The sequence below is a fragment of the Phyllobacterium pellucidum genome, from assembly GCF_013327855.1.
Classification (GTDB): domain Bacteria; phylum Pseudomonadota; class Alphaproteobacteria; order Rhizobiales; family Rhizobiaceae; genus Phyllobacterium; species Phyllobacterium pellucidum.
The window spans coordinates 170,545-183,652 of the sequence record NZ_JABUMX010000006.1 but is presented as its reverse complement, the minus strand read 5'-3'; the positions used below and the strand labels follow the sequence as shown (position 1 = coordinate 183,652).

The following is a 13,108-nucleotide window of genomic DNA, read 5'->3' as shown; positions in this document are numbered from 1 at the left end:
TCCGCACCTGCCTACGCGGTCTGCAGCTCCGGCAAGGCCCGAGCCTTGACCTGCGGCGTGGCCGTGTCGATCCTGCTCTTCATCGGCTTGCCAGCGACATAGACTTCGGCGACCGAGCGGTCATCGCCCATCGTCTGCAGGATGAAGAGCTCTTCGGCAAGCGTCGTTGCCGTGCGCATGCGCAGTTCCATCGCAGGCTTCGCCTTGCTGTCAAGAACGACGATATCGGCATCGCCTCCGGTCCGGAGGGACCCGATGCGGTCTTCGAGACCGAGCGCGCGGGCATTGCCGAGCGTCATCATGTAGTAGGACGCAAATGGCGACAGCCGCTGGCCCTGCACGTGCAGCACCTTGTAAGCTTCGCTCATCGTCTCCAGCATCGAGAAGCTTGTACCGCCGCCGACATCGGTCGCGACAGAAATGCGTGCGCCGAGCGAACGGAAGCGGTCTCGGTCAAAGAGGCCGCTGCCGAGGAACAGATTTGAGGTAGGACAGAAAACGGCGACCGACTTCGTCTCGGCGAGCACGGAAATTTCGCGATCCGACAGGAAGATGCAATGGCCGAGCAGCATTTTTTCGCCGAGAAGGCAGTATCCGGCGTAAATATCGGTGTAGTCCTTGGCCGACGGATAGAGCGAGGTCGCAAACGCGATCTCGTCGCGGTTTTCCGAAAGGTGCGTCTGCACGTAGCATTCGGGATGTTCGCGCACCAGGGCCTGGCTCATTTCCATCTGCCGGGGCGTCGAGGTGATGGCAAAGCGCGGGCTGATGGCATAATGCGCGCGGCCGCGTCCATGCCATTTGGCGATCAACGCCTTGGTATCGTCATAGCCCGACTGCGGCGTGTCGCGGAGCGCGTCGGGCGCATTGCGATCCATCATCACCTTGCCGCCGATCATCAGCATGCCACGCTGTTCGGCTGCCGTAAAATAGGCATCGACGCTTTCGCGGTGCACCGAGCAATAGGCCACAGCCGAGGTCGTGCCGTTGCGCAGCAATTCGTCCATGAACCGTCCCGCGATGAAATCCGCGTGGGCGGTCGACGAGAATTTCTGTTCCTCGACAAAAATATAGGTGTTGAGCCATTCGAGCAGCTGCGCGCCGTACGAGGCAATCGCCTGCGTCTGCGGAAAGTGCAGATGGGTATCGATGAAGCCCGGCATGATAAGATTGGGGCGGTGATCGACGATCTTGGCATCGGCAGCAACCGGGGCGATGGCGGCATATTCGCCGACATCGACGATCTTGCCGTCCTCGACCAGGACCGCGCCATCTTCGAAATAATTATAGGCCGACTGATCGTCGATGCTGGTGGGCTCCTCGACGAATGTCAGCACACGGCCGCGCAAAATGAGCTTGTTCACTGAACGGTTCCTCCCTTGACGGCACTCTCATACCAGGAGACGAGGAGCTTGCGTTCCTCGTCGGTAATACCGCTGACATTGGCGGGCGGCATGGCATGCGAGCGGCCGGCTTGCAGATAAATCTCCCGGGCATGGGCGGCGATCTGCCCGTCCGATTCAAGCACCACGCCCTTGGGCGCTGTTATGATGCCCTCCCAGCCGGGTTCCTTTGCGTGGCACATCGCGCAGCGGCCAAGCACCGTGTCACGAACCTTTGGAAAGGCTTCGGCACTGACGAATGGTTGCTGCACGGCGGAGAGCTTTTCTTCCGCGCTCTCGCCCGACAGAACCTTGGGTACGGTGGAGAGCCACATGATGATGATGAAGAGAATTGCCGTTGCCAGCCACGTCCAGGTCGGCTCGCCCTTGCGGGCATGGCGTGTGTTGAACCAATGGCGGATGGTGACGCCCATCAGGAAGACCAGCGAGGCGATCATCCAATTGTATTTCGTGCCGAATGCCAGCGGATAGTGGTTCGACAGCATCAGGAACAGCACCGGCAACGTCAGGTAGTTGTTGTGGGTGGAACGCTGCTTGGCCTGTTTGCCCAGCGCCGGATCCGGAGTCTTGCCGGCGATCAGGTCCGCAACGACCTTCTTCTGGTTGGGAATGATGATCATGAAGACGTTGGCCGACATGATCGTCGCCGTGAAGGCGCCTAGATGCAGGAAGGCGGCGCGTCCTGTGAAGAGGTGGGTATAGCCCCAGGCCATGAAGACCAGAACGAAATAGAGCAGAACCATCAGCCGCGTGTCGTTGCGGCCGAGCGGTGACTTGCAGATGGTGTCGTAAACGACCCAGCCGCCGAAAATCGAGGCGAGCGAAATCGCAATGGCGACCGGACGCGATACGTCAAGGACGTGCGGGTCGATCAGATAGAGGTCGGCTCCGGCATAATAAACGATGCAAAGCATCGCGAAGCCCGACAGCCAGGTTGCATAGGATTCCCATTTGAACCAGGTCAGATGCTCGGGCATTTGAGCCGGCGCAACCAGATATTTCTGGATATGGTAGAAGCCGCCGCCGTGCACCTGCCACTCTTCGCCATAGGCCCCGGCCGGAAGCCCGGGACGCTGACGCAGGCCAAGATCGAGCGCGACGAAATAGAAAGACGAGCCGATCCACGCGATACCGGTGATGACATGCAACCAGCGGAAGGCGAAATTCAACCATTCCCAGGCGACGGCGTATTCGTACATGTGGCTCTCCCTTTTAGTCGGAAGAGTATGTGCCAAAGCCTATGCCAAGAGGAAACCGGCTAATGCACCCATCTCTTTCAAAAAAAACTTTAAAATGCTAGATCAATGGGCAGTGTAGGGGTTGTGCGAAAACAATGTCGTACCTTGATAACCTTCGTGTTTTCGTTCGTGTCGTCGAACTCGGAAACCTGTCTGCCGCCGGACGCGATCAGCGCGCCTCTCCGGCCGTTGCGAGCAATCGCATCAAGGAGCTGGAGCGGCATCTTGGCGTGCGCCTCTTCAATCGTACCACGCGCAAGCTGACACCCACCGAACACGGCCGAGTATTCTACGATGGCGCCGTCAAGATCATCGAGGCGATCAACGAGGCGGAAGCGGCCATCGCCGATCTTGCCAAGAAACCGAAAGGCGCGATCCGAATTACCGCGCCGCTCGGCATAGGCAGGCGGCTCATCGCGTCAGGCATTCCCGAATTCCATGACAAGTACCCCGACATTGAAGTGCGCCTGCGTCTTTCCGACCACAACATCGACATCATGAGCGAGGGCGTCGACGTTGCTTTCAAGCTGGGTATCCTTGAGGATTCCAACCTGCGCATGCGCGGCATCATGAATTGCGAGCGGGTAATCTGCGCCTCGCCGGAATATCTTGCCAGGCGCGGAATCCCGACGACCCCGGATGATCTTATTGCCGACCATCACGACTGCCTGCTTCTGCGCTATCCGGGGTCCAAGGAGTACTATTGGACGCTGCAGACGCCCGAAGGCTTGCGCAAGCTCGAGGTCAGCGGACCTTATGATTCAGACGATGGCGATGTTCTGACACGCTGGGCGCTCGACGGGCGCGGGATCATCAACAAGCCGCTTTTCGAAGTGAAAAGCCATCTCAACGACGGCGAACTGGTACCCATCCTCGAAGACACGCCGCCGGCGAGCATCCAGCTTGCTGCGATCTATCCGCACAAACGCTTCCAGGATCCGAAGGTTCGGCTGATGATCGATTTCATGACCGAGCGCTGCCAGCGCCTCGTTACGGAAATGCTGAAATAAGCCTCGACCGGTCAGGCCGGGACGCGCAATTTGATGCTGGCGACGCTGGCGTTCCGTTGCCGGTAGTTAAGCGCGGCCGTCATGACCTCCGCGGCTGCGAGCGCAGCAATGACCGGGGGACGCTTGTCCTTGACGGCTGTACCGCCCACAGGGCAAACCAGCCTCTCAAAGACCTCGGGGCGGCCGACTTCCCGCGTCAGCCAGTTGCGGAATGCCGCACGCTTCGTTTTCGATCCGATCATGCCGACATAGGAAGCGTCGCTTCTGGCGAGCGCTTCGGCAGCGATGAGGAAGTCGAGCGCATGATCATGGGTCAGGATGACGAAGGCGCTCCCCTCCGGCGCGTCGCGCACGAGCGCTTCAGGCATGGCGGTCAGGCAGGTCTCGACACCCGGCACCTGTGAGGCAGACAATTCTTCTTCGCGCGTGTCGACCAGAATGACCCGGAGCGGCACCAGCGAAAGCGCCATGGCCAGCGCGTCACCGACATGGCCGGCGCCGAAGACATAGACATGCGGGCGCTGGGCGATTTCGCGGTCGACCTTTTCAACAAGCGCGGCGGCGGCATCGCGGTCGACAGGCTTGAAGTCGAGGGCAACACGACCGCCGCAACACTGGCCGATTTCGGGACCGAGCGGCACGGTCAGCGCCTCAATCTCGCTCCCGCGCTTCAAAGCACGGCGGGCGTGATCGATGGCTATGTATTCCAGCTGGCCGCCGCCGATCGTGCCGAAAATGCAATCCGGCGCCACCAGCATCCAGGCGCCGGCGTCCCGCGGCGTCGAGCCATCGGCCGCCTTTACCTCAACGAGGACGACACGTTTGCGCCGGTTGAGGAAATCCCTGATATCGTCGCGATTGCTTGGCATGGAAAATCACCTCTCAGCTTCCCGCAACCGCTCGACAGCCATCAACACGCGTTCGGGCGTTGCCGGCGCGTCGAGACGCGGCGACAGGCGATAGTCCGCAACGCTCGCCACCGCCATCGACAGCGCTTCCAGCACCGAGATCGCCAGCATGAATGGCGGCTCGCCCACTGCCTTCGAACGGCGGATCGTCTCTTCGCGGTTTACGGACCAGCTGGCGAGGTTGACATTGAATTGGCGTGGTCGATCGGAGGCCAGCGGGATCTTGTAGGTCGATGGCGCGTGGGTGCGCAGCCGTCCCTTGGCATCCCACCAGAGTTCCTCGGTGGTCAGCCAGCCCATGCCCTGCACGAAGGCGCCTTCCACCTGGCCAAGATCGAGCGCCGGATTGAGCGAGCGCCCGACATCGTGAAGGACATCCGTCCGGTCGACCTGATACTCGCCCGTCAAGGTATCGATGCTGACTTCCGATACCGATGCACCGTAAGCGAAATAGTAGAACGGGCGCCCGCGACCTTCGGACCGGTTCCAATGTATCTTCGGCGTCTTGTAGAATCCGGCTGCGGAAAGTTGCACGCGCGCGCCATAGGCAGCCCTGATGAACTCGTTGAAGGGAACGAGATTGTCGCCGGCCCGCACCATGTTCGGCTCGAAGAAAACCTCTTGCTTCGCAACGCCAAATTTCTCGACAGCGAAATCGACAAGCCGCGCCTTGATCTGCTGGGCCGCATTTGCGGCAGCCATGCCGTTGAGGTCAGAGCCCGACGAGGCCGCTGTCGCAGAGGTATTCGGCACTTTCGCCGTCGTCGTCGCAGTGACCTTGATGCGGTTGAGATCGACCTGGAACTCGTCCGCCACCACCTGCGCAACCTTGGTATAGAGCCCCTGCCCCATTTCCGTGCCGCCATGGTTTAGATGGATCGAGCCATCGGCATAGACGTGAACGAGCGCGCCTGCCTGATTATATTCGGTCTTGGTGAACGAAATGCCGAATTTCACCGGCGTCAGCGCGATGCCCTTGCGGATGATGCGGCTCTCGCGGTTGAAATTGAGAATGGCCGCGCGCCGTGCAGCGTAATCGGACGATTCCTCGAGTTCCGCCACGATCTGCGGGATAATGTTATCCTCGACCGTCTGGTGGTAAGGCGTGACGTTCCTGCCTTCGCCGCCATAGAAATTGGCTTTGCGGATGTCGAGCGGATCCTTGCCGAGCGCATAGGCGATCTCCTCGATCATGCGCTCGCCCCCGACCATTCCCTGGGGACCGCCGAAACCGCGAAAGGCGGTGTTGGAGACCGTATTGGTCTTCAACGGGCGCGAGCGAAGCCGGACATGCGGATAGAAATAGCAATTGTCGGCATGAAAGAGCGCGCGGTCCGTCACTGGTCCCGACAGATCAGCGGAGAAACCGCAGCGGGCCGAATAGGTCGCGTCTACGGCCTCGATCCGGCCTTCATCGTCAAACCCGATTTCGTAGGCGACGTGGAAGTCGTGGCGCTTGCCGGTCGCAACCATGTCGTCATCGCGGTCAGGGCGTATCTTGACGGCGCGGTTGTATTTCTTGGCAGCAATCGCTGCGGCGGCAGCAAAAAGATTGGCCTGCGTTTCCTTGCCGCCGAAACCGCCGCCCATGCGCCGCACATTGACCGTGACGGCATTCGACGGGACGCCGAGAACGTAAGCGACCATGTGCTGGGTCTCGCTCGGGTGCTGGGTCGAGGAATAGACGATAACCTCGTCGTCCTCGGCGGGAATGGCGAAGGATATATGACCTTCGAGATAGAAATGATCCTGTCCCCCGATGCGCATCTCGCCCACGAGGCGATTCCTTGCCTTGGACATGGCCGCGAGAATGTCGCCGCGTTCGAGTTTCAGCGGATCGATAACAAGGGGATAGTTGGCCCTCTCCGCCTCGAGAACATCCGTAACGTGGTCCAGATCGCGATATTCTATCTTCGCCTTTGTGGCGGCCTGGCGCGCCATCTGCCGGGTTTCGGCGATGACGGCGAAAATCGGTTGACCATGGAACTCGACCTTGCCAACCGCAAAAACCGGATCGTCGTGCTTGCCGGCAGGGCTCACATCGTTGTGCCCGGGAATGTCGTCCGCGGTAAGCACGCCGACTACACCTTCGCAGGCAGCGACCGCATCGAGATCGATCGAGACAATCTCGGCATGTGCCCGCTGCGACAAGCCAAGATAGGCGTGGAGCGTGCCAGCCGGTTCGGGCATGTCGTCGATATATTCGGCGGTACCCGCGACATGTTTGTGACCGGACTCATGCGGCAGTTTCTCGTGGACGCCACCACGGATGCTTGTGATCGGTTGTATCGAATTCATCGCATCCTCCTCAACCAGCCACGGCGTAGCGGTTCAACCGCACGCGCTTCTCACCAGCGGATTCAAGATAGAAGCGCCGCAAGAGGTTTTTCGCGGTCAGCATCCGGTAATCGGCGGAAGCGCGCCAATCCGTCAGCGGCGTGAAATCCTGCGGGAATTGCTGGATCGCAGCCTCAATCGATGCCTCGTCCCATATCGCACCCACCAGAGCCTGCTCGACTGCAGCGGCACGCTTCGGCGTACCGGCCATGCCGCCGAAGGCGATCACTGCACTCTCGACGCGTCCCTGCTGGTCGAGCCGGACCCGGAAAGCGCCGCATACGGACGAGATGTCCTCGTCGAGCCGCTTCGATATCTTGTAGACGGCAAAGAGATCATCAAACGCGAGGCGTGGAATGCGAATGGCTTCGACGAACTCGCCAGGGGTACGATCCTGTTTGCCGTACTCGATGAAGTATTTCTCTATTGGAACCGAACGCCTGACATTGCCCTTGCGCAGTTCGACGAAAGCGCCAAGACCGATAAGTGCGGGCGGCGTATCGCCGATGGGCGAACCATTGGCGACGTTACCGCCCACCGTCCCCATATTGCGGACCTGCTCGCCGCCGATCCTGTTCCACAACTCCTTCAGCTGCGGGAAATGGCGGGTGATGGCTGGATAGGCCTCGGTATAGGTGACGCCCGCGCCGAGGACGAGATGGTTCGGCTCCTCTGTGATCTGGCGCAAATCGTCGACCCGCGACAGGAATACGACCGGGCCGATATCGCGCATGAACTTGGTCACCCAAAGGCCGACATCAGTCGAACCTGCAACGATCGTGGCACCAGGATGGGCTTCGAGCGCGTCAGCGAGATCGTCGGCATTTGCCGGGACAATGAGCTGTTGCTTGCCTTCCCCGATGGCAACGCGCTTGTTGTCCTTGAGGGCGAGCAATTGCTCCGTAATGCGCGCTCGTTCGGTGACGAGTGGATCCTTGCTGGCATCGCCCGCCGCCGAAATACTCTCGGCGGCGCGAATGATCGCGGCATAGCCGGTGCAGCGGCAAAGATTGCCCTGCAGAGCTTTTTCGATGGCCTCGACGCCGGGATGCGGATCTTCCATCCAGAGGCCGTAAAGCGACATGACGAAACCCGGCGTGCAGAATCCGCACTGCGATGCATGCGTGTCGACCATGGCGCGCTGGACGAGATGGAGGCTGCCATCCTTGGCCGCGAGCGCCTCGACGGTCACCACATGGCATCCATCGAGTGAAGCGACGAAACGGATGCAGGCATTGACCGACTCATATTTGAGCCTGCCATCGAGCAGCCGGCCGACGAGCACCGTGCACGCGCCGCAATCGCCTTCCGCGCACCCTTCCTTGGTGCCACGCAGCTTCCGGCCGAGGCGAAGGAAATCGAGCAGGGTTTCGGTAGCAGCGATATTGCTGAGTTCGACGAGGGTGCTGTTGAGCACAAAGCGGACGCAATTGCGGATCTTGCTAGCCATGACGCGTCAGCTCCCGCGATAGGTCGAATAGGCAAAGGGCGCCACAAGCAGCGGCACATGATAGTGCGCCTTTTCGTCGTCTATGCCGAAGCGGATCGGCACGACGTCGAGAAACGGCGTCTCTTCTCGGCCGCCGAAATAGGCGCCGACATGAAAACGAAGCTCGTACGCCCCTGAACGCATGCTCCCACCCGAAAGCAATGGACTGTCGCAGCGGCCATCATCGTTGGTAAGGGTGCTGTGCAAAGGCTGCAGCGTATCGCCTTCGATGCGATAGAGATCGACCTTGAGTCCGGCGGCTGGTTTGCCGCTCGCCGTGTCGAGCACATGGGTCGTCAAGCGCCCGGTCGCATCGTTGTGAGAATGCATCGTTCCTCCTCCCGTGGAGAACTTCTTAAAATATCCAACACTCAGTTTGTCGTTTGGCGTGCTCGCGGGGTAGCCGGAGCTTGGTAAAGGGACTTTCAAATTTTTCAGGGGGAATGCTTCGCCGGTAATTTGAGTAATCAGAAAACGGAGTGAAGGACTGAGGAGGAGAATTCTGTGAGATATCCCCGCGACATGCATGGTTATGGCGGAAAAGCGCCGCGCGCGAATTGGCCTGGCGATGCGCGCATCGCCGTTCAGTTCGTTGTCAATTACGAGGAAGGCGGCGAGAACTGTGTCCTGCATGGCGATGCCGCGTCCGAGGCCTTCCTGTCGGAGATTGTGGGCGCGCAGCCCTGGCAGGGCCAGCGCCACTGGAACATGGAGTCCATCTACGAATATGGCGCACGCGCCGGTTTCTGGCGGTTGCATGAGCTGTTGACCTCGAAAAATGTACCCGTCACCGTCTATGGCGTCGCCACGGCGTTGCAGCGCTCACCGGCCCAGGTTACGGCGATGCTCGATGCGGATTGGGAAATCGCCTCGCACGGGCTGAAATGGATCGACTACAGGGATTTCACGCCGGAGGCCGAGGGCGAGCACCTGCTGGAGGCGATCCGCATCCACACTGCCGCAACCGGCGAGCGGCCCAAGGGCTGGTACACCGGCCGAACGTCGGTCAATACCGTCGATCTTGTCACCGACGAAGGCGGTTTTGACTATGTTTCCGATTCCTATGCCGATGACCTGCCCTACTGGTACGAGCACAACGGCAAGTCGCAGCTGGTAGTCCCATATACGCTCGACGCCAACGACATGCGCTTCGCGACCCCACAAGGGTTCAACTCTGGCGATCAGTTCTTCGCCTATCTGAAGGACAGTTTCGATACGCTCTATGCAGAAGGCGCGGCGGGCTCGCCCAAGATGATGAGCATCGGCCTGCATTGCCGGCTCATCGGCCGTCCTGGCCGCATCGCCGCGCTCGCACGTTTCATCGACTACGTACAATCCCATGAAAAAGTGTGGCTCGCCCGCCGCGTCGACATCGCGCAACATTGGGCCGCCACCCATCCCTACAATCCCCAAGCCGCGCGCCCATCCGCACTTGACGAAACGACCTTCGTCGACCGCTTCGGCGGCGTATTCGAACATTCGCCGTGGATTGCCCGCCGGGCTTTTGCCGGGGAGCTTTCGCCCGCCCACGACACGGCATCCGGGCTGCATGCGGCACTGCGCACAGTGTTTCGCATGGGCACGCAAGAGGAAAGGCTCGCCGTCCTCAATGCCCACCCCGATCTTGCCGGCAAACTGGCGCAGGCAAAGCGCCTGACCGAAAGTTCGACGCAGGAACAGGCTTCCGCGGGGCTCGACGCCCTGACCGACGCGGAACGGGCCGAATTCACGAAATTGAACACCGACTACGTCAGGCGGTTCGGCTTTCCCTTCATCATCGCTGTGCGGGGACTGAACAAGCAAGAGATCCTCGAAGCGTTCCAGGCCCGCATCGCCAATGATCGCGAAACCGAGTTCAACACAGCCTGCCGCCAGGTCGAAAAGATTGCCCTGCTGCGGCTGCGCGACATGTTGCCGGACTGAGGGCGGGCCGATGCGTGAAATACTGATCCAGAAACTGACGCGGGAAGCCTTTGCACCTTTCGGGGACGTCATCGAGAGGGAAGGCGCGCACAGCTTTCCCATCAATCACGGCATGTGCACCCGCTACCATGACCTTGCCAAGGTCGAGACCACGGGTGACAACGCCCACACGCTCATCAGCCTCCTGCGCGGCAAGCCTTACGAACTGCCGCTGGAGCTTGGCATGGTTGAACGCCACCCGTTCGGGAGCCAGGCTTTCGTGCCGCTCTCGGCCAATCCGTTCCTGGTGGTTGCTGCGCATGACGGGCGTGGCGGACCCGGCGATCCTGTCGCCTTCATCACTTCTCCGGGCCAGGGCGTGAACATTCACCGCAACGTCTGGCACGGCATCCTCACGCCGCTTGGCGGTGAAAGCGACTTCGTCGTGATCGACCGCGGCGGCGACGGGATCAACCTCGAAGAACACTTCTATGCGGAGCCGTTCCTGGTCCGCTGATCGAGAGAGCATGCCCTGCCCTTTAAACAGAAAGGCCGCACGAACGCACACGGGCGGCCTTCTTTTGTAATCGGATGGGTCAGTTGAGCGGGATCGAATTGCCGCCCTTGCTCGCCTGGTACTGCGCAGACAGATCATCATACTTGCGCGCGATCGAAGCGGCCCGCTCCTGCAACCTCGGCCGATCCGGTTCCGGTTGCTGCGCAATCAGCTTGTGGATCGAATAGCTCTTCCAGAAGGCGTTTTCGGCGTTATAGCCGCCGGGCTCCAGCGTGAAGACCTCTTTCAGGATCTTCAGGTCATGCGGAATGGCGAAGGCATCGCGGGAATCTTCATGGCTGAAGAAATAGTAGAAATTGTCGAAGCCGGCCCAGGTGATCGCCGAAAGGCACATCGAACATGGCTCATGCGTCGACAGGAAAATGAGATCGCGGGAATCCGGGCGCTTGTCGCCATCGACCTCGTAGAACCGCTTCAGCGTATGGACTTCGCCATGCCAGAGCGGATTTTCCGTCTCGTTGTTGGTTTCGGCCAAGACGACCGACAGATCCGATTTGCGCAAGAGCGCCGCGCCGAAAATCTTGTTTCCGGCCGCAACGCCCTTCTCCGTCATCGGAATGATCTTTTGTTCCATTGCATCGAGCAATGCGTCGAGCACCTTTGTGGTTGAAGTTTCTGATGGCATTTTTGGTCTTTCTTTTCGGGTTGAAACGACCTGATCCGGGCCGCTGAATTGCGACCGGACCAGGTTGCACTGTTAGACCGGGAACAGGGCGAACCGCACGACAAAGAGGATAGCTACGAGCCATGTCGCGGGATGGATCGAGCTTACGCGTCCGGTCAGCGTCTTCAGCACGACATAGCTGATGAAGCCGAATGCGAGACCGTTGGCGATCGAGTAGGTGAACGGTATCATCAACGCGGTCAGGGCAGCCGGCGTCGATTCAGTCACGTCGCGCCATTCGATGTCAACGAGCTCATGCATCATGAGGCCGGCGACATAGAGCAGCGCGGGCGCGGTTGCATAGCCCGGCACGGATGCAGCGAGCGGCGCAATGAACAGGGCAGCAAGGAACAAAACGGCGATCGTCAGTGCCGTAAGGCCTGTACGTCCGCCAGCTTGAACACCGGACGCGCTCTCGACATAGGCCGTGGTGCTGCTGGTGCCGAGAAGAGAACCGGCAACGATCGCGGTGCTGTCGGCAAAGAGAGCGCGGCCAAGATTGTTCGGTTTGCCTTCTTCGATGAGGCCGGCGCGTTTGCTGACGCCGATAAGTGTACCGGTGGCATCGAAGACTTCAACCAGAACGAAGACGAGGATCACCTGCAGGAAACCCGTATGCAGTGCGCCCAGAACATCAAGCTGCAGGAATGTCGGCGCAAGGCTCGGCGGTGCAGAGAAGACGCCCTTGAATTCGCTGACGCCGAGCAGCACCGACAGGACCGTCACGGCGAGAATGCCGATGAGGATCGATCCACGTACCTTCATGGCGTCAAGCGCGGCAATGATGAAGAAGCCGAGAATTGCAAGCAGCGTGCCCGTCGCGCCGAGATGACCCAGGCCAACGAATGTTGCCGGATTGGCAACGACGATGCCTGAAGTCTTAAGGGCAATAAAGGCAAGGAACAGACCGATACCGGCCGCGATCGCGCTGCGCAGCGATTTGGGAATGCCGGCGACGAGCCAGCTGCGCACCCCGGTTACCGTCAGTAGCAGGAAGATACAGCCGGAGATGAATACGGCGCCGAGCGCCTGCTGCCAGGTGAAGCCCATGGCCCCGACCACCGTAAAGGCGAAGAAGGCATTGAGACCCATGCCCGGCGCCATGCCGATCGGCCAGTTAGCGACCAGGGCCATGACGGCAGAGCCCAAGGCGGCCGCGATACAGGTCGCCACGAATATGGCGTTGCGGTCCATGCCGGTCGAGGACAGGATCTCTGGATTGACGAAGATGATGTACGACATCGTCAGGAATGTCGTGATACCGGCCAGCACTTCCGTGCGCACGGACGTGTTGTGGCCTTTGAGCTTGAAAAGCCTGTCGAGCATTGTTCCTCCCCTTGGCAAAACGCCGAGTCTCCGGCTACCGCCCGGTGCGTTTATGCACCAGAAAGCATGGCATCCGTTCTGATTTTCAATAGTTCTCCACTTGAAAAAATGATCGTCGTGCACTCATCTGCACGCGCATCATTCTCCCGGTGTCGCCACCGCAAAGCCGATTGTGCGTTTTTCGCTCAATGGATGCTAGGTGCCCATTCCGCATTCATTTGCGAAACACCTTCAATAAATTCTTGATTTCGAAA

At 60.0% G+C, this 13,108-nt stretch carries 11 protein-coding genes; 3 read left to right on the top strand and 8 right to left on the bottom strand.

Going from position 1 to position 13,108, the window contains the following annotated elements; all coding sequences use genetic code 11:
* Nucleotides 1-11: 11 nt before the first annotated feature.
* Nucleotides 12-1,364, bottom strand: a complete 1,353-nt coding sequence (gene guaD / locus HQ945_RS20310; protein WP_174208443.1) for a guanine deaminase — start codon at nucleotides 1,362-1,364, stop codon at nucleotides 12-14.
* Nucleotides 1,361-2,602, bottom strand: coding sequence for a urate hydroxylase PuuD (locus HQ945_RS20305; protein WP_174208442.1), 1,242 nt, complete (start codon nucleotides 2,600-2,602; stop codon nucleotides 1,361-1,363). Before HQ945_RS20305 ends, guaD begins: the two co-directional genes overlap by 4 nt.
* A 134-nt stretch (nucleotides 2,603-2,736) precedes the next feature.
* Here HQ945_RS20305 and HQ945_RS20300 point away from each other — a divergent pair, with 134 nt between their 5' ends.
* On the top strand, nucleotides 2,737-3,651 hold the full coding sequence (locus tag HQ945_RS20300) for a LysR family transcriptional regulator (protein WP_027232847.1): 915 nt from the start codon (nucleotides 2,737-2,739) through the stop codon (nucleotides 3,649-3,651).
* Between the two features lie 11 nt (nucleotides 3,652-3,662).
* Here the strand turns inward: HQ945_RS20300 and xdhC are convergent, their stop codons facing one another.
* The 4 genes from xdhC to uraH are packed head-to-tail and all read right to left on the bottom strand — an operon-like array spanning nucleotide 3,663 to nucleotide 8,715.
* On the bottom strand, nucleotides 3,663-4,520 hold the full coding sequence (gene xdhC / locus HQ945_RS20295; protein ID WP_174208441.1) for a xanthine dehydrogenase accessory protein XdhC: 858 nt from the start codon (nucleotides 4,518-4,520) through the stop codon (nucleotides 3,663-3,665).
* A gap of 6 nt (nucleotides 4,521-4,526) precedes the next feature.
* Complete coding sequence (gene xdhB, locus HQ945_RS20290) at nucleotides 4,527-6,857, bottom strand: xanthine dehydrogenase molybdopterin binding subunit (RefSeq protein ID WP_113280451.1); 2,331 nt, start codon at nucleotides 6,855-6,857, stop codon at nucleotides 4,527-4,529.
* Nucleotides 6,858-6,867: 10 nt separating this feature from the next.
* Complete coding sequence (xdhA, locus tag HQ945_RS20285) at nucleotides 6,868-8,346, bottom strand: xanthine dehydrogenase small subunit (protein ID WP_113280450.1); 1,479 nt, start codon at nucleotides 8,344-8,346, stop codon at nucleotides 6,868-6,870.
* 6 nt (nucleotides 8,347-8,352) lie between these two features.
* On the bottom strand, nucleotides 8,353-8,715 hold the full coding sequence (gene uraH / locus HQ945_RS20280) for a hydroxyisourate hydrolase (RefSeq protein ID WP_091924810.1): 363 nt from the start codon (nucleotides 8,713-8,715) through the stop codon (nucleotides 8,353-8,355).
* Nucleotides 8,716-8,889: 174 nt separating this feature from the next.
* On the opposite strand from uraH, the gene puuE reads away from it, so the two are divergent.
* Together puuE and HQ945_RS20270 are read left to right on the top strand one after the other, a co-directional pair.
* Nucleotides 8,890-10,308 (top strand): allantoinase PuuE, encoded by a 1,419-nt coding sequence (gene puuE, locus HQ945_RS20275; RefSeq protein ID WP_113280449.1) that lies wholly within the window; start codon nucleotides 8,890-8,892, stop codon nucleotides 10,306-10,308.
* Between the two features lie 10 nt (nucleotides 10,309-10,318).
* Complete coding sequence (locus HQ945_RS20270) at nucleotides 10,319-10,804, top strand: ureidoglycolate lyase (protein ID WP_113280448.1); 486 nt, start codon at nucleotides 10,319-10,321, stop codon at nucleotides 10,802-10,804.
* 79 nt (nucleotides 10,805-10,883) lie between these two features.
* Here HQ945_RS20270 and HQ945_RS20265 read toward each other — a convergent pair whose 3' ends face one another.
* Both HQ945_RS20265 and HQ945_RS20260 read right to left on the bottom strand, forming a co-directional pair.
* Nucleotides 10,884-11,489 carry a deaminase gene (locus HQ945_RS20265; protein WP_113280447.1) on the bottom strand — a complete coding sequence of 202 codons (606 nt, stop codon included), beginning with the start codon at nucleotides 11,487-11,489 and terminating at the stop codon, nucleotides 10,884-10,886.
* A 72-nt stretch (nucleotides 11,490-11,561) separates the two neighbouring features.
* Nucleotides 11,562-12,854, bottom strand: a complete 1,293-nt coding sequence (locus HQ945_RS20260; RefSeq protein ID WP_091924801.1) for an NCS2 family permease — start codon at nucleotides 12,852-12,854, stop codon at nucleotides 11,562-11,564.
* Nucleotides 12,855-13,108: the final 254 nt, after the last annotated feature.